General features: G+C 73.9%; 23 protein-coding genes. 6 read left to right on the top strand and 17 right to left on the bottom strand.

Features of this window, described 5'->3' with window-relative positions; genetic code table 11:
- The first annotated feature begins 62 nt into the window (after positions 1 to 62).
- Entirely contained in the window at positions 63 to 1,202 is a 1,140-nt protein-coding gene (locus ACIA5A_RS21160) for a glutamate--cysteine ligase (RefSeq protein ID WP_396764841.1), read from the top strand.
- Positions 1,203 to 1,222: 20 nt separating this feature from the next.
- On the opposite strand, the gene ACIA5A_RS21165 is transcribed toward ACIA5A_RS21160, so the two are convergent.
- A complete protein-coding gene (locus ACIA5A_RS21165; protein WP_396764844.1) occupies positions 1,223 to 2,050 on the bottom strand; it encodes a PIG-L family deacetylase in 828 nt (275 codons plus the stop codon).
- A 73-nt stretch (positions 2,051 to 2,123) separates the two neighbouring features.
- Between ACIA5A_RS21165 and ACIA5A_RS21170 the strand changes: the two genes are divergently transcribed.
- Positions 2,124 to 2,840: a hypothetical protein gene (locus ACIA5A_RS21170; protein ID WP_396764846.1), complete on the top strand. Its 717-nt coding sequence runs from the start codon at positions 2,124 to 2,126 to the stop codon at positions 2,838 to 2,840.
- Between the two features lie 62 nt (positions 2,841 to 2,902).
- Here the strand turns inward: ACIA5A_RS21170 and ACIA5A_RS21175 are convergent, their stop codons facing one another.
- The 6 genes from ACIA5A_RS21175 to ACIA5A_RS21200 form a co-directional block, all read right to left on the bottom strand.
- A complete protein-coding gene (locus ACIA5A_RS21175; RefSeq protein ID WP_396764849.1) occupies positions 2,903 to 5,719 on the bottom strand; it encodes a glycosyl hydrolase family 95 catalytic domain-containing protein in 2,817 nt (938 codons plus the stop codon).
- A gap of 194 nt (positions 5,720 to 5,913) precedes the next feature.
- The gene (locus ACIA5A_RS21180; protein WP_396764852.1) at positions 5,914 to 6,948 is read right to left on the bottom strand and encodes a nitroreductase; all 1,035 of its coding nucleotides are present in this window, start codon (positions 6,946 to 6,948) and stop codon (positions 5,914 to 5,916) included.
- A 1-nt stretch (position 6,949) separates the two neighbouring features.
- Positions 6,950 to 8,032, bottom strand: coding sequence for a GNAT family N-acetyltransferase (locus ACIA5A_RS21185; RefSeq protein ID WP_396764855.1), 1,083 nt, complete (start codon positions 8,030 to 8,032; stop codon positions 6,950 to 6,952).
- Positions 8,029 to 8,469, bottom strand: a complete 441-nt coding sequence (locus ACIA5A_RS21190; RefSeq protein ID WP_396764857.1) for a DUF4188 domain-containing protein — start codon at positions 8,467 to 8,469, stop codon at positions 8,029 to 8,031. Before ACIA5A_RS21190 ends, ACIA5A_RS21185 begins: the two co-directional genes overlap by 4 nt.
- A 3-nt stretch (positions 8,470 to 8,472) precedes the next feature.
- On the bottom strand, positions 8,473 to 10,026 hold the full coding sequence (locus ACIA5A_RS21195) for a phenylacetate--CoA ligase family protein (RefSeq protein ID WP_396764860.1): 1,554 nt from the start codon (positions 10,024 to 10,026) through the stop codon (positions 8,473 to 8,475).
- A 52-nt stretch (positions 10,027 to 10,078) separates the two neighbouring features.
- Positions 10,079 to 11,047, bottom strand: coding sequence for a hypothetical protein (locus ACIA5A_RS21200; RefSeq protein WP_396764862.1), 969 nt, complete (start codon positions 11,045 to 11,047; stop codon positions 10,079 to 10,081).
- A 147-nt stretch (positions 11,048 to 11,194) separates the two neighbouring features.
- Between ACIA5A_RS21200 and ACIA5A_RS21205 the strand changes: the two genes are divergently transcribed.
- Together ACIA5A_RS21205 and ACIA5A_RS21210 are read left to right on the top strand one after the other, a co-directional pair.
- Positions 11,195 to 11,605 (top strand): hypothetical protein, encoded by a 411-nt coding sequence (locus ACIA5A_RS21205; protein WP_396764865.1) that lies wholly within the window; start codon positions 11,195 to 11,197, stop codon positions 11,603 to 11,605.
- A gap of 7 nt (positions 11,606 to 11,612) precedes the next feature.
- Entirely contained in the window at positions 11,613 to 12,656 is a 1,044-nt protein-coding gene (locus ACIA5A_RS21210) for a polyprenyl synthetase family protein (protein ID WP_396764868.1), read from the top strand.
- Here the strand turns inward: ACIA5A_RS21210 and ACIA5A_RS21215 are convergent.
- From ACIA5A_RS21215 to ACIA5A_RS21255, 9 genes are all read right to left on the bottom strand, one after another.
- On the bottom strand, positions 12,653 to 13,075 hold the full coding sequence (locus ACIA5A_RS21215; RefSeq protein ID WP_396764871.1) for a cold-shock protein: 423 nt from the start codon (positions 13,073 to 13,075) through the stop codon (positions 12,653 to 12,655). The two genes, ACIA5A_RS21210 and ACIA5A_RS21215, sit on opposite strands and share 4 nt — an antisense overlap.
- A gap of 45 nt (positions 13,076 to 13,120) precedes the next feature.
- Entirely contained in the window at positions 13,121 to 13,327 is a 207-nt protein-coding gene (locus tag ACIA5A_RS21220; protein ID WP_396764874.1) for a hypothetical protein, read from the bottom strand.
- Positions 13,328 to 13,374: 47 nt separating this feature from the next.
- Complete coding sequence (mnhG, locus tag ACIA5A_RS21225) at positions 13,375 to 13,773, bottom strand: monovalent cation/H(+) antiporter subunit G (protein ID WP_396764877.1); 399 nt, start codon at positions 13,771 to 13,773, stop codon at positions 13,375 to 13,377.
- Positions 13,770 to 14,033 (bottom strand): monovalent cation/H+ antiporter complex subunit F, encoded by a 264-nt coding sequence (locus tag ACIA5A_RS21230; RefSeq protein WP_396764880.1) that lies wholly within the window; start codon positions 14,031 to 14,033, stop codon positions 13,770 to 13,772. Before ACIA5A_RS21230 ends, mnhG begins: the two co-directional genes overlap by 4 nt.
- Positions 14,030 to 14,635, bottom strand: coding sequence for a Na+/H+ antiporter subunit E (locus ACIA5A_RS21235; RefSeq protein WP_396764883.1), 606 nt, complete (start codon positions 14,633 to 14,635; stop codon positions 14,030 to 14,032). The genes ACIA5A_RS21230 and ACIA5A_RS21235 overlap by 4 nt, the downstream gene beginning before the upstream one ends.
- A complete protein-coding gene (locus tag ACIA5A_RS21240) occupies positions 14,632 to 16,203 on the bottom strand; it encodes a Na+/H+ antiporter subunit D (RefSeq protein ID WP_396764886.1) in 1,572 nt (523 codons plus the stop codon). Before ACIA5A_RS21240 ends, ACIA5A_RS21235 begins: the two co-directional genes overlap by 4 nt.
- The gene (locus tag ACIA5A_RS21245; protein WP_181567919.1) at positions 16,200 to 16,664 is read right to left on the bottom strand and encodes a Na(+)/H(+) antiporter subunit C; all 465 of its coding nucleotides are present in this window, start codon (positions 16,662 to 16,664) and stop codon (positions 16,200 to 16,202) included. The genes ACIA5A_RS21240 and ACIA5A_RS21245 overlap by 4 nt, the downstream gene beginning before the upstream one ends.
- Complete coding sequence (locus tag ACIA5A_RS21250; protein ID WP_396764890.1) at positions 16,661 to 19,495, bottom strand: Na+/H+ antiporter subunit A; 2,835 nt, start codon at positions 19,493 to 19,495, stop codon at positions 16,661 to 16,663. The genes ACIA5A_RS21245 and ACIA5A_RS21250 overlap by 4 nt, the downstream gene beginning before the upstream one ends.
- Before the next feature lie 186 nt (positions 19,496 to 19,681).
- Positions 19,682 to 20,359 (bottom strand): DUF6891 domain-containing protein, encoded by a 678-nt coding sequence (locus ACIA5A_RS21255; RefSeq protein ID WP_396764892.1) that lies wholly within the window; start codon positions 20,357 to 20,359, stop codon positions 19,682 to 19,684.
- 180 nt (positions 20,360 to 20,539) lie between these two features.
- On the opposite strand from ACIA5A_RS21255, the gene ACIA5A_RS21260 reads away from it, so the two are divergent.
- Positions 20,540 to 22,510, top strand: a complete 1,971-nt coding sequence (locus ACIA5A_RS21260; protein ID WP_396764894.1) for an acyl-CoA dehydrogenase — start codon at positions 20,540 to 20,542, stop codon at positions 22,508 to 22,510.
- 12 nt (positions 22,511 to 22,522) lie between these two features.
- On the opposite strand, the gene ACIA5A_RS21265 is transcribed toward ACIA5A_RS21260, so the two are convergent.
- Positions 22,523 to 23,371, bottom strand: coding sequence for a hypothetical protein (locus ACIA5A_RS21265; protein ID WP_396764896.1), 849 nt, complete (start codon positions 23,369 to 23,371; stop codon positions 22,523 to 22,525).
- A gap of 168 nt (positions 23,372 to 23,539) precedes the next feature.
- Here ACIA5A_RS21265 and ACIA5A_RS21270 point away from each other — a divergent pair, with 168 nt between their 5' ends.
- Positions 23,540 to 24,847, top strand: a complete 1,308-nt coding sequence (locus ACIA5A_RS21270; RefSeq protein ID WP_396764898.1) for an alpha/beta hydrolase family protein — start codon at positions 23,540 to 23,542, stop codon at positions 24,845 to 24,847.
- The last annotated feature ends 205 nt before the right edge of the window (positions 24,848 to 25,052 follow it).

The following is a 25,052-nucleotide window of genomic DNA, read 5'->3' on the forward strand; positions in this document are numbered from 1 at the left end:
CGAGGCATGACCCCGCCGAGCGACGACGCACCGAACGGACCCGTGCGACGCGGAGGTCGTCGGTGAGGCCGCGGCCCGCCACCGCCCTCTCCACCCCGGCGACCCCCACCACCCTCACCCTCGGGGTGGAGGAGGAGTTCCTGCTGCTCGACCCGGTGACCGGGGAGAGCATGCCGGTCGCCGACCGGGTCCGCGACGCGCTCTCCGGGACCGCCCGCGAGCAGAGCCGGCAGGAGTTCCGGCACAGCATGGTGGAGATGGTCACCCCGGTCAGCCCGGACCTCGCGGCGTTGCGGGAGCACCTCGTCGCGCTGCGCCGCGCCGCCGCCCACGCCGCCGAGGCCGTCGGAGCGCGACTCGTCGCGGTCGGCGCCACCCCGGTCTGTGAGGCCCACCGCACCGTCCCGGACGAACAGCGCTACCAGGACATGTCCCGCCGGTTCGGGCCGGTGGCGCACGACCCGGCGGTCTGCGGCTGCCACGTCCACGTCGGAGTGCCCGACCGGGAACTCGCCGTGCAGGTCTGCAACCACCTGCGCCCGTGGCTGCCGGTCGTGCAGGCGCTCACCACCAACTCCCCGCTGCACGACGGCCGGGACACCGGGCATGCGAGCTGGCGCTCCATGCAGCTCGAACGCTGGCCCAGCATCGGCCCCACGCCGCACTTCGACTCCGCCGCCGACTACGACGCCACCGTGCGCGACCTGATCACCGCCGGCATCATGCTCGACGCCGCGATGGTCTACTGGTACGCGCGGCCGTCGGCGGCCTACCCGACGGTGGAGGTCCGGGTCGGCGACGTCTGCCCCACCGTCGACGACACCGTCCTCGTCGCCGGGCTGGTCCGGGCGCTCGTCGCCACCGTGATCGACGAGATCCACGCCGGCGTGGCCGCCCCCCGCATCCGCGACTGCCTGGTCGCCGCCGCGCACTGGCGGGCCGCCCACGACGGGGTCGACGGTGACCTCGTCGACCTGCGCAGCGGGCGACCTCGGCCGGCGTGGGACCTCGTCGACGACCTGATCGTCGCCGTCGCGCCCGCGCTGCGCCGCCACGGTGACCTGGATCTGGTGCTGCGCGAGGTGGACCGGCTGCGCCGCACCGGCACCGGGGCCACCCGGCAACGTCAACTCATGGCCGACACCGGCGGCGACGTCCGCGCCGTGCTGGCGCACCTCGCCGCGCAGACCGTCGCGGCCTGACCGGGGCCGGCCCGGTGCCGTCAGCGCAGACCGGCGAACAGGTCGTCCTCCGGCGTCGGCGCGCCGGTGCTGTCGCGGACCCGGACGAACGTCTCCATCCCCATCAGCTCGGTGAACCGCTCCTGCCCCAGGCGCAGGAAGAAGATGTTCTCCGCCTGGCTGGCGTGCGCCGCCAGCGACGCGAACTTCTGCCCGCCGTGGGCGCGGGTGTCCACCCAGGTGGTGATCTCGTCGTCGGGCAGGCCAAGCGCCGGCATCTCGTCGGCCGCGTCCGGCTCGGGGAACTCCACCCCGATCTCCTGCATGACCTTGCCGAACTCCTGGAACGCGCTCTGCGGCACGGTGGTCCAGTAGACCTTCGCCGGGATGCCGGTGCGCTCGACCGCGGCCATGGTGATGCGGTGCGCCTGGATGTGGTCCGGGTGGCCGTAGAAGCCGTTCTCGTCGTAGGTGACCACCACGTCGGGGCGGTGCCGCCGGATCAGCTCGGCCAGCCGGTCGGCCGCCTCGTCCACAGGCGTGTTCCAGAACGCGCCGGGCGCGTCGTTGGTCGCCCAGCCCATCATCCCGGAGTCGGCGTAGTCGAGCGTCTCCAGGTGGGTGACCTTCAACGCCTCACAACTGGCCGCCAGCTCGGCGCGGCGCATCGCCACCACGGCCTGCGGGTCGTGCCCGTCGTCGCCCGGCTTGACGCCGCCGGGCCCGTCGCCGCACCGGCCGTCGGTGCAGGTCACGAGCACCGTCGTGACGCCCTCCGCCGCATAGCGGGCGAGGATGCCGCCGGTGCTCGTCGCCTCGTCGTCGGGGTGCGCGTGCACCGCCATCAGGGTCAGGGATCGCTCTGCCACCCCGTCACCATACGAGCATCCACCGACGCACTAGCATTGCCCGGTCCGCAGACGGCGACGGAAGCGAGGCACGATGGGTTGGCTCCGGCGGTTGCTGGGCGGCGACGGAGGGGTCGAACTGGACCCCGGACGCCAGCAGGAGCTGCTACGCGACGTCCGGCACTCCTACGGCGCGCACGCCCGGATCCGGTTCCCCGAGCAGGTCGACGCGATCAGCCGGCTGCTGTCCGACGACGACGGTCTGGTGGTGGCCGCCGGGATCGTCTGCGAGGCCGCCGAGGAGGCCCACGCCGACCTGCAGTACCAGGCCCAGGAGGTGTTTCGGCGCACCGGCCGGCGGCTGCTGGTGCACCGCCGCAACTACCGGCCCCTGTGGAAGGAGGCCGGGCCGTCGCTGCGCTGGCCGCTGGGCGCGCTGCCCAGCGGGCTGCACCCGTACGCGCAGGTGACCGCCGCCGCCACCGTGGTCGGCGGCCGGGCGAAGCGCCTGGACCGGGTGACCGACCCGCAGCCGTTCGTGGTCCGGCTGTTCGAGGTGCTCGACCTGACCACCGCCGGCTGGGAGTTCGGTCGCGTGCGGGTGGACACCGACGGCACCACTCTCGTCGAGCGGCTGACCCACACCGCCGCGCAGGTCCTCGCCGCGATGGACGACCCGCCCCGGTTGCCGCCGGCGGTGCGGGAGTTGATGCGCCGCAACCACAGCGTCGACGTGTACGACCCGGCCGGCCCGCGGGTGGTCGGCCGGATCAACCTGGGCGCGCGGCTGCGCGAGACGCTCCTGGCCTGACCGCCGGCACCCCGTGGACGGCACGACGCGCCCCGGTCGCCCGGGGCGCGTCCCCGGGCCGCTCAGGACGTGGTGCAGGTGAGGTTCGTCGGCGGGTTGTTGGCGCCGGTGACCGTGCCGATGAAGCCGAACGTGGTGGACGCGCCGGCGGCCACCGCGCCGTTGTAGTCGACGTTGCGCACCGTCACGTTCGCGCCGGACTGGGTGTGCGTGCCGCCCCAGATCTGGCTGACGACCTGCCCGTTCGGGAACGTCCAGGACACCGTCCAGCCGCGGATCGCGGTCGCGCCGGCGGTGACCGTGACCTCGGCCTGGAAGCCACCCGACCACGAACCGGTCACCGCGTACGTCGCCCGCGCGCCCGACGGGGCGGGCGAGCTGACGGTCGGGGTCGGGGTCGGCGACGTGCTCGTCGTCGGTGTGGGTGTGGCGGTCAGGGTCGGTGACGGCGTCACGCCGGGCCGGGCCGCCCGGTAGGTGTGCCCGGCCCGCACGGTGAGCTGGACGACGTCCGTCTCCGGCCGGGTGGTGGCAGGTGTGCTGCCGTCGGCGGCGTCGAGCAGCGTGAAGCCGCCGGTGAAGAGCCGGGACCGGATCCGGAGCGTGCCGTCGCGGTCGGCGCGGACGCCGATCTCGTCGACCTGGCCGTTGCTCCAGGACACGCCGACGGTGTACCCGCCGCGACCGCGCAGGCCGGCGACGCGGCCGGTGGGCCACGCGCTCGGGAGCGCGGGCAGCACGTTCAGCTCGCCGGCGTGGCTGTGCAGCAGCATCTCGGCGATGCCGGAGGTGGCGCCGAAGTTGCCGTCGATCTGGAACGGCGGGTGCAGGTCGAACATGTTCGGCGCGAGCCGGTCGGTGCGTACCAGGTCGCGCAGGAGCTTGTGGGCGCGGGCGCCGTCCTCCAGCCGGGCCCAGAAGTTGATTTTCCAGGCGAGGGACCAGCCGGTGCCGTCGTCGCCGCGCAGCTCCAGCGTCCGGCGGGCGGCCTCGTACAGCGCCGGGGTGCCCCGCTTGGTGATCTGGTTGCCGGGGTGCAGGCCGTAGAGGTGCGAGACGTGCCGGTGGGTCCGCTCGGTCTCCACCCAGTCGGCGAGCCACTCCTGGACGTTGCCCCGGGAGCCGACCCGGCTCGGGGAAAGCCGGTCCCGGGCGGTGCGCACCTGGGACCGGAACGTGGCATCGACGCCGAGGACCTCGCCGGCCCTGGCCGCGGCGTCGAACAGGTCGCGCAGGATCTGGTTGTCCATGGTGGGTCCGGCGCAGACGCTGGCGTTGGCGTGGTGCGGCAGCTCCGGGGAGTTCGACGGGTTCGTCACCAGGTAGCCGAGCGTGGGGTGGGCGACGAGCGTGTCGAGGAAGAACTGGGCGGCGCCCTTGAGGGCCGGATAGTTGGCCTGGAGGAAGCCGAGGTCGCCGGTGAACAGGTAGTGGTCCCAGATCAGGGTGCTCAGCCACGCCCCGCCGGTCTGCCACATGCCCCACAGCGCCCCGTCGACGACCGAGGCGCCCCGCCACGCGTCGGTGTTGTGGTGGGCGACCCAGCCGCCGGCGCCGTACTGGGCCTGGGCGACCCGCGCGCCGGTCACCGTCAGGTCCTTGACCAGGTCGAAGACCGGCAGGAAGCACTCGGACAGGTTTGTGGTGTCGGCCGGCCAGTAGTTCATCGGCAGGTTGGCGTTGATCGTGTACTTCGAGTCCCAGGACGGCGTCAGCGAGTCGTTCCAGATGCCCTGGAGGTTCGCCGGCTGGGTGCCCGGACGGGAGGAGGAGATCAGCAGGTAGCGCCCGAACTGGAACAGCAGCGCGGCGAACTGCGGGTCGTCGACGCTCGCGTGCTGCGCGATCCGCACGTCGGTCGTCTGGTCGGCCGCGGCCGTGCGGCCCAGGTCGATCGTCACCCGGCCGAACAGGGCCTGGTGGTCGGCCACGTGGCGGCTGCGGAGCTGGTCGACGGCGACGCTGCGGGCGGCGGTGAGCCGGTTGCGGGCGATGCCCTGGTAGTCGCCGTTGACGGTGCGGTAGTTGACGTAGCTGGAGCCGATCGAGACCAGGACGGTCACGCTTGTCGCGCCGGAGACCCGCAGCGTGCCACCGGAGCTGCTGACCGTGCCGCCGGTCGCCGCGGCGTTGGCCAGGGCCAGGAACCGCACCGAGCCGGTGACCCCCTCCATGCTGCCGGAGACGCCGTCGAGCCCGATGGTGGCGCTGTCCGGGCTGGACACGGTGGTCCGCTGCGGGCTGTCGAAGGTGGCGGAGAACGTGATCGAGGTGGCCCGGTCGGCGGTAAGGCGGACCACGATCACCTGGTCGGGCGCGCTGGCGAACACCTCACGTTGGTGGCGCACCCCGTCGAGGACGTACGTCGTGGTCGCCGTGGCGGTGGTCAGGTCGAGGGTCCGGTTGTACTGGGTGGCACCGCCGGCGGAGCCGAAGGCGAGCCGGAGGTTGCCCACGGTCTGGTAGGCGAGCTGGCCGCCGGGGGTGCCCATCATGGTCTGGTTGATCAGGTCCTGCGCCGAGGTCCACTGGTCGGCGAAGACCCGGCGCCGGATCTCGGCCAGGTTGGCCGCGCCCCGGGTGTTCGCCGAGTCGTAGGGACCGCCGGCCCAGACCGTGTCCTCGTTGAGTTGGAGCCGTTCGGTGTCGACGTTGCCGAACACCATCGCGCCGAGCCGCCCGTTGCCGATCGGCAGCGCGCGGAGCCAGTCGGTGCCGGCCGGCTCGTCGTACCAGAGTGCCAGGTCGTTCGCGGCCAGCACCTGCGGCGGCGCCACCGAGCCGGCGCGGGCGGTCGCGCTCCAGGCGGCCGGCACCAGGGCCGCGCCGGCACCGGCGGCGCCGGCCTTGAGGATGTGTCGTCGGGTCACGTCGGACATGTCGTCTCCTTGCCACACGGATCGAGCACGGCTGCGGGTGGGGTCCGGAGAGATCGGTCGGCGGCATCAAGCATCTTGTTAGCGCTAACAGGATGGTGCCCACACATCCCGTGCCATGCCGCCGGCAGACGCCCGGGCTCCCAGCCGCGCGTCACCTCCGCCTACATGGACTCTCATGGATGAAGGGCGCACCGTCAAGACGCCACGGGTGTCATGGATGACGTACGGGGGCGTACGCGCCGACGGCCGCCAACGGCCGCCTCCGACCCGGCGGCCTCGACCCGGCGGGCCGAGCGGGGCGCCGGCGCCACCGGCCGGCCCACCCGGGTGACGTGCACGATCCGCGCCGGCGCGACGTCCAGCGACGCGCCGATCGCGTCCCGGGTGGCGCCGACGTCGACGAGCTGGCTCAACGGGTGCGCCGCCAGGCCGGCCGCGTGCAGGGTCAGCCACATCCGCATGAGCACCCGCCCGAACTCGACCTGCCCGGCCGCGTCCAGGTCGGGCGGGGCGACAAGCGCCAGCACCGCCCCGCCGCGCGCGAGCGGGTCGTCGCCGGCGGCGAGCAGGCGGGGCAGCCCCAGCGGGCGCAGCACCGGATAGGCGGCCAGCGCCGCCCGCAGCCCGGTCGCCGCCGGCCGGGACAACCCGAGGCACCTGTCGCTGAGCCCGTCCGACAGGTACTCCGGCCGCGCCGGGTCCAGGCGCAACCAGCGACGCAGCTCGGCGGTGACCGCCGGGTCCGCGTACACCTGACGGTCGGCGGCGCGGCGCAGCGCGCCGAGACGCCCGGCCGGGACGACGTGGACCGCGCCGCCGGCCTGCCGGGCCACGTCGTCCACGGCGGTCAGCGACCCGGCGTCCGGGCCGTCGGTGAACCGGCCCCGGTGGGTACGCCGGTCCGCCACGTCGCCGGCGTCGAACGGCGTCCGGTACGGCTGCCGCGCCGGGCGCAGCCGCCCCACCCGGTGCTCCGCCTCGTCGTGGTCGGCGACCCAGTCGAGCCGGAGCCCCGCGTCGGCGGCCACGATCAGGCAGGTCTCCACGAACGCGCCGAGGGACAGCCGCAGGTCCCGCCCGGTCGGGTCGCCGGCCGGCAGCGCGTCGGCCGGGTCCCAGCCCACGGTGATCGCCCAGCGCTCGTAGCGCAGCCGCCACGGTTGGGTGTTGTGCGCGCTCGGGGCCCGCCAGCACAGCGGCTCCAGCGCGCGGAACGCGGCGAGGTCCATGTCAGCGCTCCTTGGCGTAGAAGGTGTAGCCGTGCAGCGGCCGGCCGCCGAGCCGGCGGTACGGCGCGGCGGAGGCCGGATTGTCCCGCCCGACCCAGGTGCTGCGCAGCGTGGTGTAGCCGCCGGCGTGCAGGTTGTGGTGCAGGTGCGCGGCGAGCAGCCGCTGGTAGCCACGGCCCTGGAAGTCGGGCCGCACGCCCTTGATGATCAGCACGGCCTCGCGGCGGTGGCGGCGGCGGGTGGCCAGCAGCCGGAGCTGGTTGACCGGGTTCAGGTCGCCGCGCACGCGGACCAGGAACTCGCTGATGTCCGGCACGCAGAGCACGAACGCGACAGGCCGCCCGTCCCGGGTCAGGTAGAGCAGCAGCGACTCGTCCAGCAGGTGGGCCAGTCCGTCGGTCTGCCGGCGCAACTGCGCCGCCGAGATCGGGGTGTAGTAGCCGAGCTGGGCGAACGAGTCGTTGAGCATGTCGCGCAGCAGGTCGAGCTGCTCGTCGAGACGCCGCACGTTTCCCCGGTGCAGCTCCAGCCGCCCGCCGTCGGGTTGCGCGCCGAGCGCCGGCGCCGGCCCGGCCGGCGGCGGCACCGGGCAGATCCAGGTGTCCGAGACGAACCGCCTGGTGAACCCGGACGCCTCGTAGGCGGCCGGGTAGCGCGACGGGTTCCACGCGCTGTCCACAAAACCCCGATCGGCCCAGCCGTCGGTGATCACGCCGCCGGCCTGGTTGGGCAGCAGCGCCACCGGCCCGAACAGCAGGTCCCGGCCGGCGTCGGCGTGCGCGTCGATCGCGTCGAACAGCGGCCCGGCGGCGGGCGCGGTGAACTCGGTGAGCCCGAACAACTGGCACCGGCGGCCCAGCTTCGCGTCGAGGTCCGCGTCGGTGTGCAGCGTGGTCCGCCCGACCACCGCGCCGGAGGCGTCGCGCAGCACGTACATCGGCACGCCGTCGCCCCACCAGCGGCGGATCTGCTGCCGGGGCGTCGGCACGTAACGCGGCTCGTCGGCGTAGAGCCGGTCGGTGAGCGCGAGGAACTCGGTCAGGGCGCGCCGGCCGGTGACCCGCTCGAACCGGTGGCCGCTCACCGGCGTACCGCCGGCCCGGTCGTCTCCACGCCCAACGGGGTGAACTGCTCGATGTGGCCCATCGCGCCGTCCTCGGCCCGCCACGCCCCGTTCGAGTAGCCGTCCGGGTCGGCGCTGTAGAGCCGGATGAACCCGGCCGTCGCGTTGCGGTTGCCGTCGGTCAGCCAGGCCATCAGCCTCCGGTGATGCCGGGTGCGGGCGAAGCGCAGCATCGCGTCCCGATCGGCGAAGAACGCGATGGTGCCCAACGTCAGCGGGAACTGCCAGTAGACGGTGTGCCAGCGGTAGCCGGACATCCGGCGCATGTCCCGCACCATCCGGAACCAGTCGGGCGCCAGCCGCAGCAGCACCAGCGGGCTCGCGTACCGGGTGCCGCCGATGAACATCGCGCCGGCGCGGGCCTGCGCCGGGGCCAGGGAGAAATCTCGGGTACGCATGGGTCACCTCACCAGGTAGGCGTTCTTGATCTTCTGCGGGCCGGCGAACGGGCCGGTCCCCGGGTCGTGCAACTCCACCCGCAGGTCGCCGGCGGTCGGGTCCTCCACCAGGGACTGCGCGAAGTCCCGCGAGACCGAGGTGAGGTGCCGGCGCACCCCGTCGCGGCACGCGGTGGCGAGCGCCGCGCGGTCGGCGGCGGCCAGCGGGCCGCGCAGCTCGACGTGGATCACCGGTCGGGTCTCCAGCGCCGCGTCCTCGACCAGCGCCAGGCAGAACCGGCTGATCGCGGCGGCGTGCGGGTTGCCGGTGTAGAGGCCGTACTCGACGTCCTGCGGGTAGAGGTTCGCGCCCAGGTAGGACACCGTGGAGTCGCGCCGGCCGAAGAGCAGCAGCACCGGCAGCGTCATCCGCTCGTCGGCCGTCGCGGTACGGAACTCGGCCGCGCGCACCGGGTCGTCCGCGGCCAGCTCGGCGATCCGCCGGTACGACACCAGCACCGCCTCGTCGCCGACGTTGTAGCGCAGCCGGGGTTGCAGCACGTCCGGGCTGCCCACGGTGCAGACCAGCTCCCGCCGCTCGTTGGTCTCCAGCCAGGTGGCGAACGGGTTGTACTGGAACACCATCGGCAACCGCTGCTCACCGGCACCGAGCAGTTCCGCGCGCAGCGCCGCGTCGGTGCGCAGCCGGCGCCGCAGCCACACCGTGAACCGGGTCTCCGCGCCGATGCCGATGGTCAGGTCCGACGCCCCGTACGCCGAGCGCACCCGGACGAACCGCTGCTCCAGGTAGTCGCGCAGCGCCTCGGTCATTCCCTCGCCGCCGCAGCTACCGAAGATCCGGTAGCGCGACCAGGGGAAGTCCTCGGCGTCCAGCCGGTCCCGCAGGTGCTTGAGGAACGGCGGGTAGGCGGTCACCAGGTAGTCGAAGTCCGGCCCGAACTCGCGCAACGTGTCGATGATCTTGCCGAGGTCCGGGCCGGTGTTCTTCACCACCGCGATCCGGGCCATCGCCGCGCCGGTCGTGGTCCCGGTCGCCCACGCGCCCATCGAGTAGGCGTTGATCACGAACGGCCGGCGCATCGGGAACGCCAGGCCGGTGTAGCCGACGATGTCCCGGTGCACCGCCCGCAGCTCGCGCTCGCCGCGCGGCCAGTTGAACGGCCGGCCCGACGACCCGGCCGACTCGTCCACCACCACCCCGCGCTCCGGCAGCCGCCCCCGCCAGCACCGCGCGGCGGCGTCGTGGCCCACCACGTACCCGAGCTTGTCGGTCTCCGGGAAGTCCCGCAGCCCGCGGCGGACGCCCGCCGGGCGGGCCCGCAGGAACGCCCGGTAGGCCGGCACCCGCCGGGCCGCGCGGACGCAGACCGACCTCGCGTTCGCCTCGGCCAGCCGGTCCAGGACCGGGTGGTGCCGCCGGGCCAGCCACCGCCATCCGGCCGGGTGCCGGCCGACCAGCCGGACCAGCGCGGCCACCGCGCGCCCGGCGGCCTCCTCCCCCGGCAACGACATCTCGACGGTACGCAGGGCGGCGGGTCGGTGCAGTGTCTCGGCCATGACAAGGATCCTGCCGACGCGGCGACGCCGGCACCTGAGCCGTGCGACGGGACTACGGCTGAGTACGGGTACCCAGCGGTCGGCGTGGGGCGTCGCCGACGCTGCCCGGCATCCGCCGGGCCACCCCCGCCAACAGGTCGGCGACCTGCACCCGCGGATCGTCGCGCGAGTCGGTCATCACCAGCCCGGCCAGCGGCGACTCCCCCGCCGGCAGTCCGCCGCCCACGGCCAGCGCCCGCTGCAGCCGGCGCAACCGGTCGGCGGTGAGCGCGCTCTGCTCGTCGTGCGTCACCAGCACCCGCCGCCGGCCGCCGCTCCAGAACAGAACGGTCTCGGCCAGCGCCGGCAGCAGCGGCTCCAACGGCGGCGGGATCGACCGGTCCTCGGCGTAGAGCCGGGCCTGCACGTCGGCCACCCGGGCGCGGTCGAGCGCGCGGAGCACCGGGTCGGCCGGGGCGTGGCGCAGCAGCGCGCCGCGCGCCGCGAGGAACCGGTCGACGCTGCCGTCACCGGAGCGGTCCCGCCGCTTGGTCCGCAGCATCTCCACGAACGCCGCCAGGAAGGCGTGCCAGGCCGGACCGGCGGCGCGCCCGGCCCGGTGCAGCGCGAGGGCGTCGGCCCGGCGCGCCCCGGCCAGGCGGGTGCCGGCGGCGTAGGACGGCTCGTCCAGCAGCAGGTCGACCACCCGGGTGACGAGGAAGACCTGCTTGTCGACCAGGTGCACGTGCGCCCGGCCGCGTAACGCCGCGCGGAACCACTCCCGCGCCTCGGCCGCCTCCGGCCGGCGGAGAAACTGCCGGGACTTGAACTCGTGCGCCGACCACGGGAAACCGGAGCGCAGGGACGCGAGCAGCCGGGTGGCCTCCTCGACGGTCAGGTCGACGCTGGCGTGGCTGATCAACGGGGTGGCCGGGTCGAGCAGGTTGGTGCCGGAGAACCCCGACTCGTCGCAGGCGATCTCCACGACGGCGCCGGTGGGCGCCTCCGCCGGCGGCAGGCCGCCCTGGAGCGGCAGCCTCACGCCCGGTCCCTCGCCATGCCGCCCATGGTCGCCCACCCGGCGCGACCGGGCCACCGGTTTGCCGTCGGCGACGATCCGTCAGGCACGTCGAGTCACCATCTCGACACACTCCTGGCCCGCCGCGCACGCCCGGGTCACACTGCGCCCATGACACACAGTGAGCGTGAGCGCACGAACGAGCGCTTCGAGAAGGTGGCCGAGGAGACCTCCGAGACGGTGACCCACGCGGCCGGCGTCCTGGAGGAGGAACTCGCGGCGGGGCTGGCCGGCGCCCGGCGGCTCGAGGAGAAGCTGAGCGAGAGCCGCCGGGTCGACCCGGAGGCGTTCGACGAACTCGTCGCGCGGGTCCGCACCGACGGGCACTCCCTGATCGACACCGTCGTCGGGCAGCTCAAGATGGCCGACGACCAGCGCGGCGAGGTGATCCGCAGGTACACCTCGGACGCGCACGACGCACTGGACACCGTACTCAATCTCGCCCGGCTCGCGCCCGACGTGGCCAACGGGCTCGCGGACCGGCTGGCCCCGCCGGCCCCGAGAAGCGCGACGGGCCGGTAGCCGCGCGATGGCGCCGACCACCGGGGTGGCCGGCGGGTCCGTGGCGGCCGTGCTGGAACGCTACCGCGGGCTCGCCCTCGACGCGCTGCTGGACGACCTCCCCGACGGCGGGCCGCGCTACCTCTACGACCTGGTCGCGGAGTATCCGCGCCGGTGGGGCAAGGGGCTGCGGGCGGCGATGTGCCTCGCCACCTGCCGGGCGTTCGGCGGCGGGCAGGCGGTGGGGCTCAACGCCGCGGTGACCGTGGAGCTGTTCCACAACGCCTTCCTCATCCACGACGACATCCAGGACGAGAGCGAACAGCGGCGCGGCGCGGCGACCCTGCACGCCGAGTACGGGGTCGGCGTCGCGCTGAACGTGGGCAACATGACGAACCTGCTGGCGCTGCGGCGGCTCGCCGCGAACCGGGCGGCGCTCGGCTCGGGGATCGCCTGGCGGCTGTTCACCGAGACCGAGCTGATGATGCGTCACTCGCTGGAGGGCCAGGCGATCGAGATCGGCTGGATCCGCGACAACGTGTGCGACCTGGACGCCGACGACTACTACCGGATGTGTCTGAAGAAAACCTCCTGGTACACCTGCATCTACCCGTGCCGGACCGGCGTCCTCGTCGCGACCGGCCGGGAGAACGCGGTCGACGTGCTGGACCGTTACGGCTGGTATCTGGGAGCCGCGTTCCAGATCCAGGACGACGCGCTCAACCTGACCGGCGACTACGCCAGCTACGGCAAGGAGATCGCGGGCGACCTGTGGGAGGGCAAGCGGACGCTCATCCTGATCGACTTCATGCGCCGGTGCACACCTGACGAACGCGAGCGGGTGACGGCCTTCCTGGGCCGTACCCGCGCGGAGCGCACCGCCGCCGAGGTGCGCTGGCTGCACGGGCGCCTGCTCGCGTACGACTGCGTGGAGTCCGCCCGGCGCAGCGCGCGGGAACTCGCCCGCGCCGCCCGGCACGAGGCGGAGCGGGCGCTGGGCGCCGCGGCCGACACCGACGACGGCCGGTTCCTGCTCGATCTCACCGACTACGTGGTGGAGCGCGACCGCTAGTCCTCGACCCAGCCGTGCTGCCGGGCCATGGCGGCCAGCGCCCGCCGGGCCTGGACGATCTGCGCGCCGGTCATGGTGGGCACGTTCGCCAGCAGCAGCTCGGTGCACGAGGCCTCGAACTGCCCGACGGTCAGCACGTCGAACTCGTCGTCGGCCACCGGCGAGGACGCGGCGCGGGCCGGCACCGCCTGACTCGCCGCGCTTAGCGACACCGGCGGCGGGTCGAGCGTCACGCTGGCGACCTTGAGACCACGGTCGGACTGCACGACCTCGTAGCTCACCTTCATCCCGACGGCCACCGCGTGCCGCTGGTCGCCGAAGTCGTTCGCGTGCACGAACACGTCGTCACCGCCGCGTGCCGGCGCGATGAACCCGTAACCGCGAACGTCGTCGAAACGAACGATCGTGCCTCTTTCCACGACAACCACCCCGACACCAGAACCAGAGACAACGCCGTCGAAAGCCTAGCGACCCGGATCGCCGCCGGGCGGGCTCGGTGGCTTACGCGTCCAGAGCGCGACGCCCGCCAGCACACACGCGGCGCCGACGACGGCGACCGCGGACTTCGCCACGCCGGAGAGGTCGTCGACGAACGGGAAGGCACGTGTCGCGGCAAGGGCCAGCAAGGCCAGCACGAACAGGGCGACGGCGAGGACGCGATGGGGTGTCACCGGACTATCTGATCAGAGCGCCGAGCGGGAGGCCCGCCCACCGTCGCTCAGGGCACCCGGACCGGCGGTGGGTCCCCCGCCGGATCCGCCCGGTCCGCCCGGATCCGGTCGAGGTCGCCGGCGAGTTCGTCGGTGACCAGCAGGTCCCGCCGGATGTCGTCGTGCGGGTAGGCGGCCCGCCCGACCATGTGCGCCGCGACCGGCGCGGTGGCCAACTGGAACATGCCGACCAGCACGAGCGTGGTGACGTCCACCCCGGAACGCAGCCGCAACGCGCAGCCGAGCAGCACCAGCAACAGCCCGAGGACCTGCGGCTTGGCCGCCGCGTGCATCCGCGACAGCACGTCCGGGAAGCGGACCAGCGCCACCCCGGCGGCGAGGCTGAGCAGCGCGCCGGCGACCAGGCAGACGCCGGCCGCGGTGTCCAGGACCGCGTCGAGCGTCACTTCGGGTCCCTGCGCGCCGCGAACCGCGCGACGCTGACCGAGCCGACGAAGCCGACGATGGCGAGGACCACCAGCACCGGCAGCGCGGTGGCGTCCCGGCTGTAGGCGGCCTCGGTGGCGATGGCGGCGACCGCGACCGCGAGCAGCACGTCGGTGGCGACGGCCCGGTCGAGGATCGACGGCCCGCGGATGATGCGGACGAGGGTCAGGCCCCCGGCCACGGTGAGCAGCACGGTGACGATCACGGCGACGACTGTCACGTCGGTGCCCCTTCCAGGTCGACCGGCTCGCTCGGGCCGGTGGGTTCGGGTTGGCGGAGCCGGCTCAGCTCCTCGGCCGAGCCGACGGCGGCGACGACCCGCTTCTCCAGCTCCCGCACCCCGTGCCGGAACCGCTCCACCTCGTCGAGCGTGTGGACGCCGATGACGTGCACGTAGAGCGTGCCGGTCTCCCGGTCGGCCTCCAGGATCAGGCTGCCCGGCACCAGCGACAGCGCCTCGGCGGTGAGGGTGAGGTTGAGGTCGGTGTTCACCCGCAGCCGGACCGCGATGATCGCCCCGCGCGGGGTGTGCCCGAACCGGACCGCGAGCCAGGCGACCTGGGCGGAGGCCACCACCAGGTCCCACAGGAAACGCGCCAGGAAGCGCAGCAGCGGAACCGGCCGGATCCGTCCGCGGAACGTCACCGGCGGCAGCGGGAAGACCACCACCAGCACGACCGCGACCACCAGGCCACTGATCACGTTCGCCCAGGTGAAGGTGCCCCACAACAGCACCCAGACGGTGACCAGTCCGGTCACCGCGACGGCCCGGTTGCGCCACCGGACGCGGCGGGTCAGCGGGTCACGCGGATGGCTGGTCACGGCGCACCGCCCGGGAACACGGCCTCGACGTACGGGGCGCGGCGCAGCAGGTCGTCGGCCGCGTCGGTGCTGATGTCGAAGAGCGGGCCGGCCACCACGGTGAGCCCCAGCCCGAGCACCACCAGGGCGGCGGTGGACGCGGTCATCAGCCGGGGCAGCGCCGCGCCCGACGGCGTCGGATCGTCGTCCGGCTGCTTTGCGCCGTCGGTGCGCGCCGCCCGCACGCCGTCACCGGGCTCCGGCATGTCCGGGTGCGGGGCACGCCAGAACGCCAGGTTCCACACCCGGGCGATGGCGTAGAGGGTGAGCAGGCTGGTGAGCAACCCGCCGGCGACGAGCGCCCAGGCCAGGACGCCGCCGTCGGACACGCCGGCCTGGACCAGCCCCACCTTCCCGAGGAACCCGGAGAACGGCGGGATGCCGGCCAGGTTGAGGGCGGGCACGAAGAAGAGCACCGCCAGCACCGGCGACAGCCGGGCCAGCCCGCCGAGCCGGTCCAGCGCGGTGCTGCCGCCGCGGCGTTCGACCAGGCCGGCGGCGAGGAACAGGGTGGTCTGGATGGTGATGTGGTGCACCACGTAGAAGATCGCGGCGGACAGGCCGAGCGCGGTGGTCAGGCCGACCCCGAACAGCATGTAGCCGATGTGGCTGACCAGGGTGAACGACAACAGCCGTTTGATGTCCGACTGGGCGACCGCGCCGAGGATGCCGACCACCATGGTCAGCGCCGCGATCACCAGCAGCAGGTCGGCGGTGCGGCCGCCGGGGAACAGCAGCGTCTCGGTGCGGATGATCGCGTAGACGCCGACCTTGGTCAGCAGGCCGGCGAAGACCGCGGTGACCGGCGCGGGCGCGGTCGGATAGCTGTCCGGGAGCCACGCCGACAGCGGGAACACCGCCGCCTTGATGCCGAACGCCAGCAGCAGCATGCCCTGCAGGACCAGGCGCAGGTCGTCCGGCAGCGCGTCCAGCCGGTCGACGAGCTGGGCCAGGTTGAGCGTGCCGGTGGCCGCGTAGATCAGGCCGATCGCCACCAGGAAGATCAACGACGACAGCAGGCTGACCACGACGTACGTGGTGCCCGCCCGGATCCGGTTCTCGGTGCTGCCCAGCGTCAACAGTACGTAGCTCGCCACCAGCAGGATCTCGAAGCCGACGTAGAGGTTGAACAGGTCGCCGGAGAGGAACGCGTTGCACACGCCGGCGGTCAGCACCAGATAGGTCGGGTGGTAGACCGACAGCGGTGTCTCCTCGTTGCCGTCGGCCATGCCCTGCCCGATGGAGTAGACCAGCACGCAGAGAGTGACCGCGGCGGAGACCACCAGCATCAGCGCGGCGAGCTGGTCGGCGACGAGCACGATGCCCAGCGGCGCGACCCAGCCACCCACCTCGACCACCAGCGGGCCGTCGAGCGTGGAGCGGACCAGCAGCAGCGCCGCGACCGCCACCGTGGCGGCGAGGACGGTGATGCTGACCCACCGCTGGGCGCGGGCCCGGCCCACGAGCAGCAGCGTCAGGGCGGCGCCGAACAGCGGCATCACCACCGGCAGCGGGACGAGCCAGGTCATCGGGTCCTCCCCGACCCGCCGGCGGCCACCGGCCGGTCGTCGTGCGCCACGGCCGCCGGGGTCCGGTCGGTGGTCTCCGGGTCGGCCGTGCCCGGACCCTCGTCCCGGTCCGCCAGCTCCATGATCCGGCGGTCCTCGACGTCGTCCTGCACCTCGTCGTGCCCGTTGAGGTGCCAACTGCGGTAGGCCAGGGCGAGCAGGAACGCGGTCATGCCGAGCGTGATGACGATGGCGGTCAGCACCATCGCCTGCGGCAGCGGGTCGGCCATCTCCCCCTCGGCGGTGGTGCCGACGATCGGCGGGCCGCCGGCCCGCCCGCCGGTGAGCAGCAGCAGGTTCGCGCCGTTGCCGAGCAGGATGACCCCCATCAGCACCCGGGTCAGGCTGCGCTCCAGCAGCAGCGTCACCCCGGCGGCGAAGAGGACGCCGACCACCACGACGTAGACCAGGTTCGGGCTCACACCAACTCCTCTTCCCGTACGTCGCTCGGGGCGCTCTCGTCCTGGTCGACCTCCTGCTGGCGGTCCATCTCGGCGCCCAGGCTGCGCAGGATGTCCAGCACCAGGCCGACCACGATGAGGTAGACGCCGACGTCGAAGAAGACCGACGTGACGAAGTGGACGTCACCCAGCACCGGCAGGTGGAGGTCGAGCATCGCGCTCTGCAGGAACTCACCGCCGAGCAGCATCGCGGTGACCCCGGTGCCGACGGCGACGAACAGCCCCGCGCCGAGCACCCGACCGGCGTCCACCGGCGCCGCGCCGTTGAGTTCGGTACGGCCGCCGGCCAGGTAGCGCACGGCCAGCGCCAGCCCGGCGACCAGCCCGGCGGCGAACCCGCCACCGGGCTGGTTGTGGCCGGAGAACAGCAGGTAGATCGAGAAGAGCAGGATCGCGTGGAACAGCAGCCGGGTGACCACCTGGAGGATCACCGACTGGGCACGCGTGGTGGCGCCGCCGGTGAGCCAGCGAGGGCGCACCGAACTCTGCCGGCCCGCGCCGGGGATGCCGCTGCGCATGTCCAGCGCCCGGGAGCGGCGGAAGATCAGGCTGGCCACGCCGGTCGCGGCCACCACCAGCACCGCGATCTCGCCCATCGTGTCCCAGGCCCGGATGTCGACGAGCGTCACGTTGACCACGTTCTTGCCGCCGCCGTAGGACACCGCCTCCTCGGGGAAGCCGACCGAGATGGGCGTGGCCACCCGGGCGCCCGCCGAGACGTACGCCATGCCGGCGGTGACCACGCCGACCGCCACGCCGAGCGCGACGCGCACCCGCCGGCTGGAGCGCATCGGGCGGGCCGAGAACTTCCTCGGCAACCGCCGCAGGACCAGCACGAACATCACGATCGTGACGGTCTCCACCAGGAACTGCGTCAGCGCCAGGTCCGGCGCGCCGTGCAGGACGAACATCAGCGCCGTGCCGTAGCCGGTCACCCCGACGAGGATCATCGCGGTCAGCCGGCGCCGGGCCCGTGCCGCCGCCACCGCCGCCACCACGATCGCCGCGCCGGCGGCGGCCTGCAACGGCGTGTCCCACAGTTGGTGGCGCTGCGACCACGGCACGCCGACCAGCAGCGCGCCGCCGGGCAGGACGACCAGCACCAGCAGGATGACGCCCAGGTAGAACGGGAGAGAACCACGCTGGGTGGCGCCGGTCAGCTCCACCGCCGCGCGGTCCACGGCGGCGACCATCCGGTCGTAGCCGGTCGCGCCGTCGAAGGGCAGGCGCGGCAGGCGCGGCCGACGCCGGTGCAGCAGCAGGAAGAGCGCGACGCCGGCGGCGACGGCCAGCGCGGACAGCCCCAGCGCCGGGGTCAGGCCGTGCCAGAGCGCCAGGTGGTAGCCGGGGTCGGTGCTCGGGTACTGGTGCGCGTACGGCGCGAGCACCCGGTCCACGGCCGGGGCGAGAACGCCGACGGCGAGGCCGGCGACCGCCAGCACCGCCGCGGGCGCGACGAACGCCCGGTCGAGCGGCCCGGGTCGAGTGTCGGGCACGTCGGGCTTGCCGGCGAACGCGCCCCAGAGGAAGCGCCCCGTGTAGGCGACGGTCAGGGCCGAGCCGGCCACCAGCCCGGCGAGGACCACCAGGTCGACGGCGCCGCCGTGCCGGAACGCCTCCAGCGCCGCCTCCTTGGCGACGAAGCCGGCCAGCGGCGGCAGCCCGGCCATCGAGGCCGCCGCCAGCCCGGCGACCACCGCCAGCGCCGGCGCCCGCCGGCCCAGGCCGCTCAGCTCCCGCAGGTCGCGGGTGCCGGCGACGTGGTCGACGACGCCGACGACCAGGAACAGGGTGGCCTTGAACAGGGCGTGCGCCAGCACCATCGCGGCGCCGGCCAGCGCGGTGTCCCGGGTGCCGGCGCCGAGGACCGCCATCAGCAGGCCGAGCTGGCTCACCGTGCCGTAGGCCAGCAGCAGCTTCAGGTCCGTCTGCCGCAGCGCCGACCAACCGCCGAGGAACAGGGTGACCAGGCCGCCGGCCACCAGCACCACCCGCCAGGCGGTGGCCTGACCCACCGCCGGACCCATCAGCGCGACCAGGAACACGCCGGCCTTCACCATGGCGGCGGCGTGCAGGTACGCGCTGACCGGCGTGGGCGCGGCCATCGCGCGCGGCAGCCAGAAGCTGAACGGGAAGATCGCCGACTTGCTGGTCACGCCGAGCAGGATCAGCACCAGGGCGACGGTGAGGTAGCCGCCGTCGGGCAGGTTCTGCGACATCTCCGACCAGCGGTAGGAGCCGGCGTGCTGCCCGAGCATCACGAACCCGGCGAGCATCGCCAGGCCGCCCAGCGTGGTCACCAGCAGCGCCTGCATCGCGGCGTGCCGGCTGGCCCGCTTCGCCGGATCGCTGCCGATCAGCAGGTAGGAGAAGACGGTGGTGAGTTCCCAGAACACGTAGAGCAGCAGCAGGTCGTCGGCGACCACCAGGCCGAGCATCGCGCCGGCGAACGCGACGAAGACCGCGGCGAAGCGGCCGAGCCCGGGGTCGTCGGAGGAGAAGTAGCGGGCGCTGTAGGCGAGCACCAGGGCGCCGACGCCGCCGACCAGCAGCACCATCAGCCAGGAGAGCGTGCCCATCCGCAGGGCGAGGTCCAGGCCGAGCTGCGGCACCCAGGTGACCGTCTCCACGACCGGCGCGCCCGAGCGCACCTGACCGGTGCGGGTCAGCGCCCAGACGCCGGCCGCGGCGGGCACGGCCGCCAGCAGCAGGAGCGCCCGCCGTCCGAGGATGCGTACCAGCGCCGGGGCGGCCACGGCTGCGAGCGCATGAACCGCCACCAGAACCAGCACACATCCCCCTCAAGATCGACAGCGGGTTAGTCAACCCTAACCGGCGTCGAGGGGATCGACCACGTCGAGAGCGTCACCTCCACCGATGCGCGTCGGCGGGGTCGGGCGCGGGTAGGAGCAGCGGCGCGTCCGCGCTGATCGAGTCCGGGGGGTTCGTCGATGCTCGTCGTCGACCCGTCGGCGCCGTCACGCCGGTAACGGCGCGTACCACCGGGCGCCGGTGACCAGGACGCGCTTCGACTGCTGGCGGCTCCACTCCACCCGCATGCCGTGCCGGCGCAGCACCGGAAAGACCGTGTCGTCCAACAGTCGCTCCAGGTCGGCCTGGTAGCGGGCCTGCTGCTCGGCCTCCGGCAGGGCGTCGTAGGCGGCCTCGTCGAAGTCGGCCGGCGGGTAGGCGCCGTAGCCGAGATAGACCGCGCCGTCCGCGCTCGCCAGCAGCGACTCCGTGTCCTGGTTGTGGAACCACACATAGCCCCGCCAGTGCCGGGAGTCGTCCCGCTCGTCGTGGATCTCCGCCGACGCGCAGGTGCCACAACAACTGAAGTCCGCCCGGGCCAGCACGCCGACCTCGTTCAGCTCGGCGAACGCGCGGGTCAGGTTGCTGACCACCACGCCCCACCCGCGCTGCTGCTCCCGCCGCGCCGCCAGCGCCGCGGCGTACGCCGTGGCGAGCTCCTCGTCGGTGGCGCCGTGGCGCTCCTCGTCGTCGTCGAAGTAGTCGACGAACTCGGCGGCGTCGTCCTCGCCGCGCACCACCCAGCTCCAGATCTCGTCGTCGATGCCGGCGCGACCCGGCTCCGCGATCCGGTCGGTCAGGAACCGGGCGCCCTCGGGGCGGTCGTTGTAGATCCATTCGGTCACGACCGTGATCCTCACACGTGCCTGTGACAGCCTCGGGTGTGCCGGCGGTCGCCGTGGCGGACCGGCGCCTGGTCGAGGGACGTCGCCCGCGCCGTGACGGTTCTCACCGCGTCACCGTGGCAGGTCACCGGCGTTGACCGGGTACGAGCGGTACCCATGACGTCGTCTCCCGAGGTAGCCATGAGCAGCGAGACCGGCCCGGTCGACCCGGCCCACCTGCGGGCCGTGCTCGACGGACCGTGGGCCCGGGTCCGCGACGCGCACCGCGCGCACCTCGACGAGCGGTTCCTGCCGGTCTACGGCGAGACGGGTGACCAGGCGCGCGAGCGGATCAGCCGGCTGCTCGGCGAGCTTCCGGTCGAGCTGGGCATCGGCGGTGGCTTCCCCACCGAGTACGGCGGCGCCGCCGACGTCGGCGCCTCGATCGTCGCCATCGAGATGCTGGCCCAGGTCGACCTGTCGCTGATGGTGAAGGCGGGCGTGCAGTGGGGACTGTTCGGCGGCGCGGTCGCCGCCCTGGGCACCCGGCGGCACCACGACGCCTACCTGCGGGACATCATCTCGGGAGACCTCTTCGGCTGCTTCGCGATGACCGAGACCGGCCACGGCTCCGACGTCCAGAACCTGCGCACCGAATGCGTGTACGACCCGCACACGCAGACGTTCGACCTGCACACCCCGCACGAGGCCGCGCGCAAGGACTACATCGGCAACGCGGCCCGCGACGGGCGGATGGCGGTGGTCTTCGCCCAGTTGGTGATCGACGGCCGGCGGCACGGCGTGCACGCGTGGCTGGTCCCGATCCGCGACGAGCGGGGCGCCCCGCTGCCCGGCGTGACCATCGGCGACGCCGGGCCCAAGGCCGGGCTGCTCGGCGTGGACAACGGCCGGCTCCGCTTCGACCACGTGCGCGTGCCGCGTGACATGCTGCTGGACCGCTACGCCCAGGTCGCGGCGGACGGGACCTACTCCAGCCCGATCGAGAACGACTCCCGGCGCTTCTTCACCATGCTCGGCACCCTGGTCCGCGGCCGGGTGAGCGTCGGCGGCGCCGCGTCGGCGGCCACCAAGGCGGCCCTGGCCATCGCGGTGCGTTACGGCGACATCCGCCGCCAGTTCGGCACGCCCGACGCCGAGCGGGAGGTGCTGCTCAACGACTACCTGGCCCACCAGCGCAAGCTGCTGCCCGCGCTGGCCACCACGTACGCGTTGACCTTCGCCCAGGCCGAGCTGGTCGCCGCGCTCAGCGACGTGCAGGGCGGCGACGGGCCGGTCGACGAGCATCGGCAGCGGGAGCTGGAGTCCCGGGCCGCCGGCCTCAAGGCGGCGCAGACCTGGCACGCGACCCGCACCATCCAGATGTGCCGGGAGGCGTGCGGCGGCGCCGGCTACCTCGCCGAGAACCGGCTGCCCAGCCTCAAGGCCGACACCGACGTCTTCACCACGTTCGAGGGCGACAACACGGTGCTGCTCCAGTTGGTGGCCAAGGGTCTGCTCACCGGCCACCGCGACGAGTTCGGCTCGCTGGACGGCTGGGGTCGCGCCTCCTTCGTCGCCGAGCAGGTCCGCGACATGGTGCTCGAACGCACCGCCGCGCGGGCGCTCATCGAGCGGCTGGTCAGCGCCGTGCCCGGCCGCGACGAGGAGGTCGCGGTCACCGACCGGGGCTGGCAGCTCACCGTCTTCGAGGACCGCGAGCGGCACCGACTCGACGGCGCGGTCCGCCGCCTGCGCAACGGCGCCGCCACGAAGAAGGACCGTCCCTTCGACATCTTCAACGACGTGCAGGACCACGTCCTCGCCGTCGCCGCCGCGCACGTCGACCGGGTCACGCTGGAGGCGTTCGTCGCCGGCATCGACGCCACCGACGACCCGGCCGCGCGGGCGCTGCTGTCGCGGGTCTGCGACCTGTACGCGCTCAGCGTCATCGAGGCCGACAAGGGCTGGCTGCTGGAGCACGGCCGACTCACCCCGGCCCGGGCCAAGGCCATCACCGCGGTGGTGAACGGCCTGCTCAAGGAGTTGCGGCCACACCTGCGGACGCTCGTGGACGGCTTCGCCATCCCGGACGCCTGGCTGCACTGCGCGATCCTGCGCGAGGAGCCCGACCGGCAGGAGACGATGACCGCCCACGACGCCGCCGCGTCGTGACCGGCCGGGCCGTCACCGGGCCAGCGCGACGCTGATCCCCCAGACCAGGGCGAGGCAGGCCGCGGCGACCACCGCGGCCCAGATCGCGCATCCCATCCCGTACGTGCGGTCGCCGGCGAGAGTCCGCTCCGTCTCCGCGGGCTCCTGGCTCACCACGAGGTAGCGGCCGGTCCGGGGCAGCGTGAGCGCGGCGAGCCCGTTGTCGAGCACCACGGGCTGGCCGATCACGTGCAGTGCGATGCCGGCCGGCACGATCTGTTCGACCACCCACACCGCGTCCACGCGCTTCGCCGCGTCCGCCGGGACCGCTCCCCGGTCGACGAGGTGCTGCAGCCACCGGCCGTTGCGGCGGTGGCTCGTGGTCTCCTCGCCGACGACGGTCCGCACCGGCCGGGGAGCGGCGTGCGCCACCGGCAGCCGGCTGGCCGCCCACGCCGACAGGCGGGGGTCGGTGACGGACGCCTGGAGCATCTTCGCCGTCACGGCGGCCGTGCCGGTGCGGTCGGCCACCCCGAACGGGTCGCCCGCGGACCGTTCCCAGAGGATCTCGGTCTGGGTGAGGCCCGGGTCGCCGACGCTCTCGGTGGAGTACACGATGGTGCGGCACCACACCGCCTCGGCGCCGGACAGCGGCGCGACGACCGTCCCGGCGGGGCCGGGCACGGTCTCGCCGTACACGGCGAACCGGCGGGGCAGGCCGGGCCCGGGGCGCAACGCGGCACACGGTGAGACGGCGTGCCGGCGGACCCACCGGTGCTGGCGACCGTCCGACACGGCCAGGGCGAACAGGACCGGTGTCAGCATCAGCATCGCGAATCCGACGAGTCCGGCGACCGCGAGAACGACCGTCAGGAAGCCCACCGGGTCAGCGTAGACATCGACCGCCACCACGTCGCCGGGCCGGACGGTGGGGGCTTTCCCCCGGCAGGCGAACGGGTGCTGGCCGCCTTATTCCCGGACCGCGAGGTGCCTAGCGTGAAGCCGGTGACGGGCCGCCGGTCGGCGCGGCCCCCGATCCGGGAGGCAGTCATGGTACGGAGAATCCGCGCGGCGCTCGCCGCGGCGCTCGTCGCGTGCACGGTCACGGTCGCCGCCGCGACACCCTCGTCCGCCTCGCGCCCGGGCGCGTCACCGGCCCCGGTGGGAACCGACCGGCCGGCTCGGCTGACCCTGCCGGCGCCGACCGGCCCGTATCCGGTCGGCACGGCGGACCTGCACCTGGTCGACAGCTCCCGCACCGACCCGTGGACGGCGGTCCCGTCCCACCGCGAGCTGATGGTCAGCATCTGGTACCCGGCCCGGAACGTGGACCGCTTCCCCCGGGCGCCGCACATGTCGCCGGGCGCGGCCGCGCACTTCGGCGGCGCCGACGGCGCCGCGTCCACCCTGTACGGCATCCCGGCCGGGCAGGTGGACTTCGCCGCGACCCGGACCGCCGGCCACCTGGGCGCGCCGGTGGCACGGCACCGACGGCCGTTCCCGGTCGTGCTCTACTCGCCCGGCGCCGGGGATCCGCGCACCTGGGCCACCACCCTCGTGCAGGACCTGGCCAGCCGGGGGTACGTGGTGGTGACCGTCGACCACACCTACGAGACCTCCGAGGTGGAGTTCCCGGACGGCCGGGTCGTGACCGGGCTGCTTGCGCGCCTGTTCCAGGAAGCCCGGCAGCCCGACGACTTCCAGCGGCTGGCGGCCCGGGTGTTCGACACGCGGCTCGCCGACATCCGATTCGTGCTCGACCGGTTGGCCGCCCTGCGCGGCGGCACGAACCCGGACGCGCGCGGGCAAAGCCTCCCCGCCGGCCTGGCCGGCGCGCTGGACCTGCGCCGGACCGGCATGGTCGGCATCTCCGCGGGCGGGCTCACCGCCCTGCAGGCCATGCACGACGAGCCACGGATCCGGGCCGCGGCCGACCTCGGCGGCACCATCGAGTCACCGCTCGTCCCGGACCCGATCGGGTTGTGGCCGGTCGCGCGGCAGGGCCTGGACCGCCCGTTCATGCTCGTCGGCGCCCCGGACGCCGACCACCACCGGACACCGTCGTGGCAGATGGTGTGGGACCACAGCACGGGCTGGCGCGTCGACCTGCACCTCGCCGGGGCCACCGGCGAGGACTCCTACAAGGACACCCTGCCGCTGCTCCCCCAGATCGCCCGGCAGCTCGGCCTTCCGGACAGCTTCGTCACCGGGGTCGTCGGGGACGTCGACCCGCGCCGGGCCGTCCGCGCCGAGGAGACAGTCGTCGCCGCGTTCTTCGACAGGTGGCTGCGCGGCGGCGACGGACGGGTGCTGGACGGGCCGTCCCGCTGTCTCCCCGACGTCGTGTTCGTGCCCTGACACACCGGCGGAACCGGCACGGACCCCGGTAGCCTGGCGGCGGAGGTGCTCCGATGACCGTGCTGGACATCCGTCGGGGGGGGGGCCCCGGGGGGGGGGGGGGGGGCCCCCCCCCGGGGCCCCGGGGGGGGGGGGGGGGCCCCCCCGGGGGGGGGGGGGGGGGGGCCCGCCCCCCCCCCAGCGGCGGCCGGGCCGGGGGGCCCCG

This window comes from Micromonospora sp. NPDC051300, from assembly GCF_044455315.1.
Taxonomy (GTDB): domain Bacteria; phylum Actinomycetota; class Actinomycetes; order Mycobacteriales; family Micromonosporaceae; genus Micromonospora; species Micromonospora robiginosa.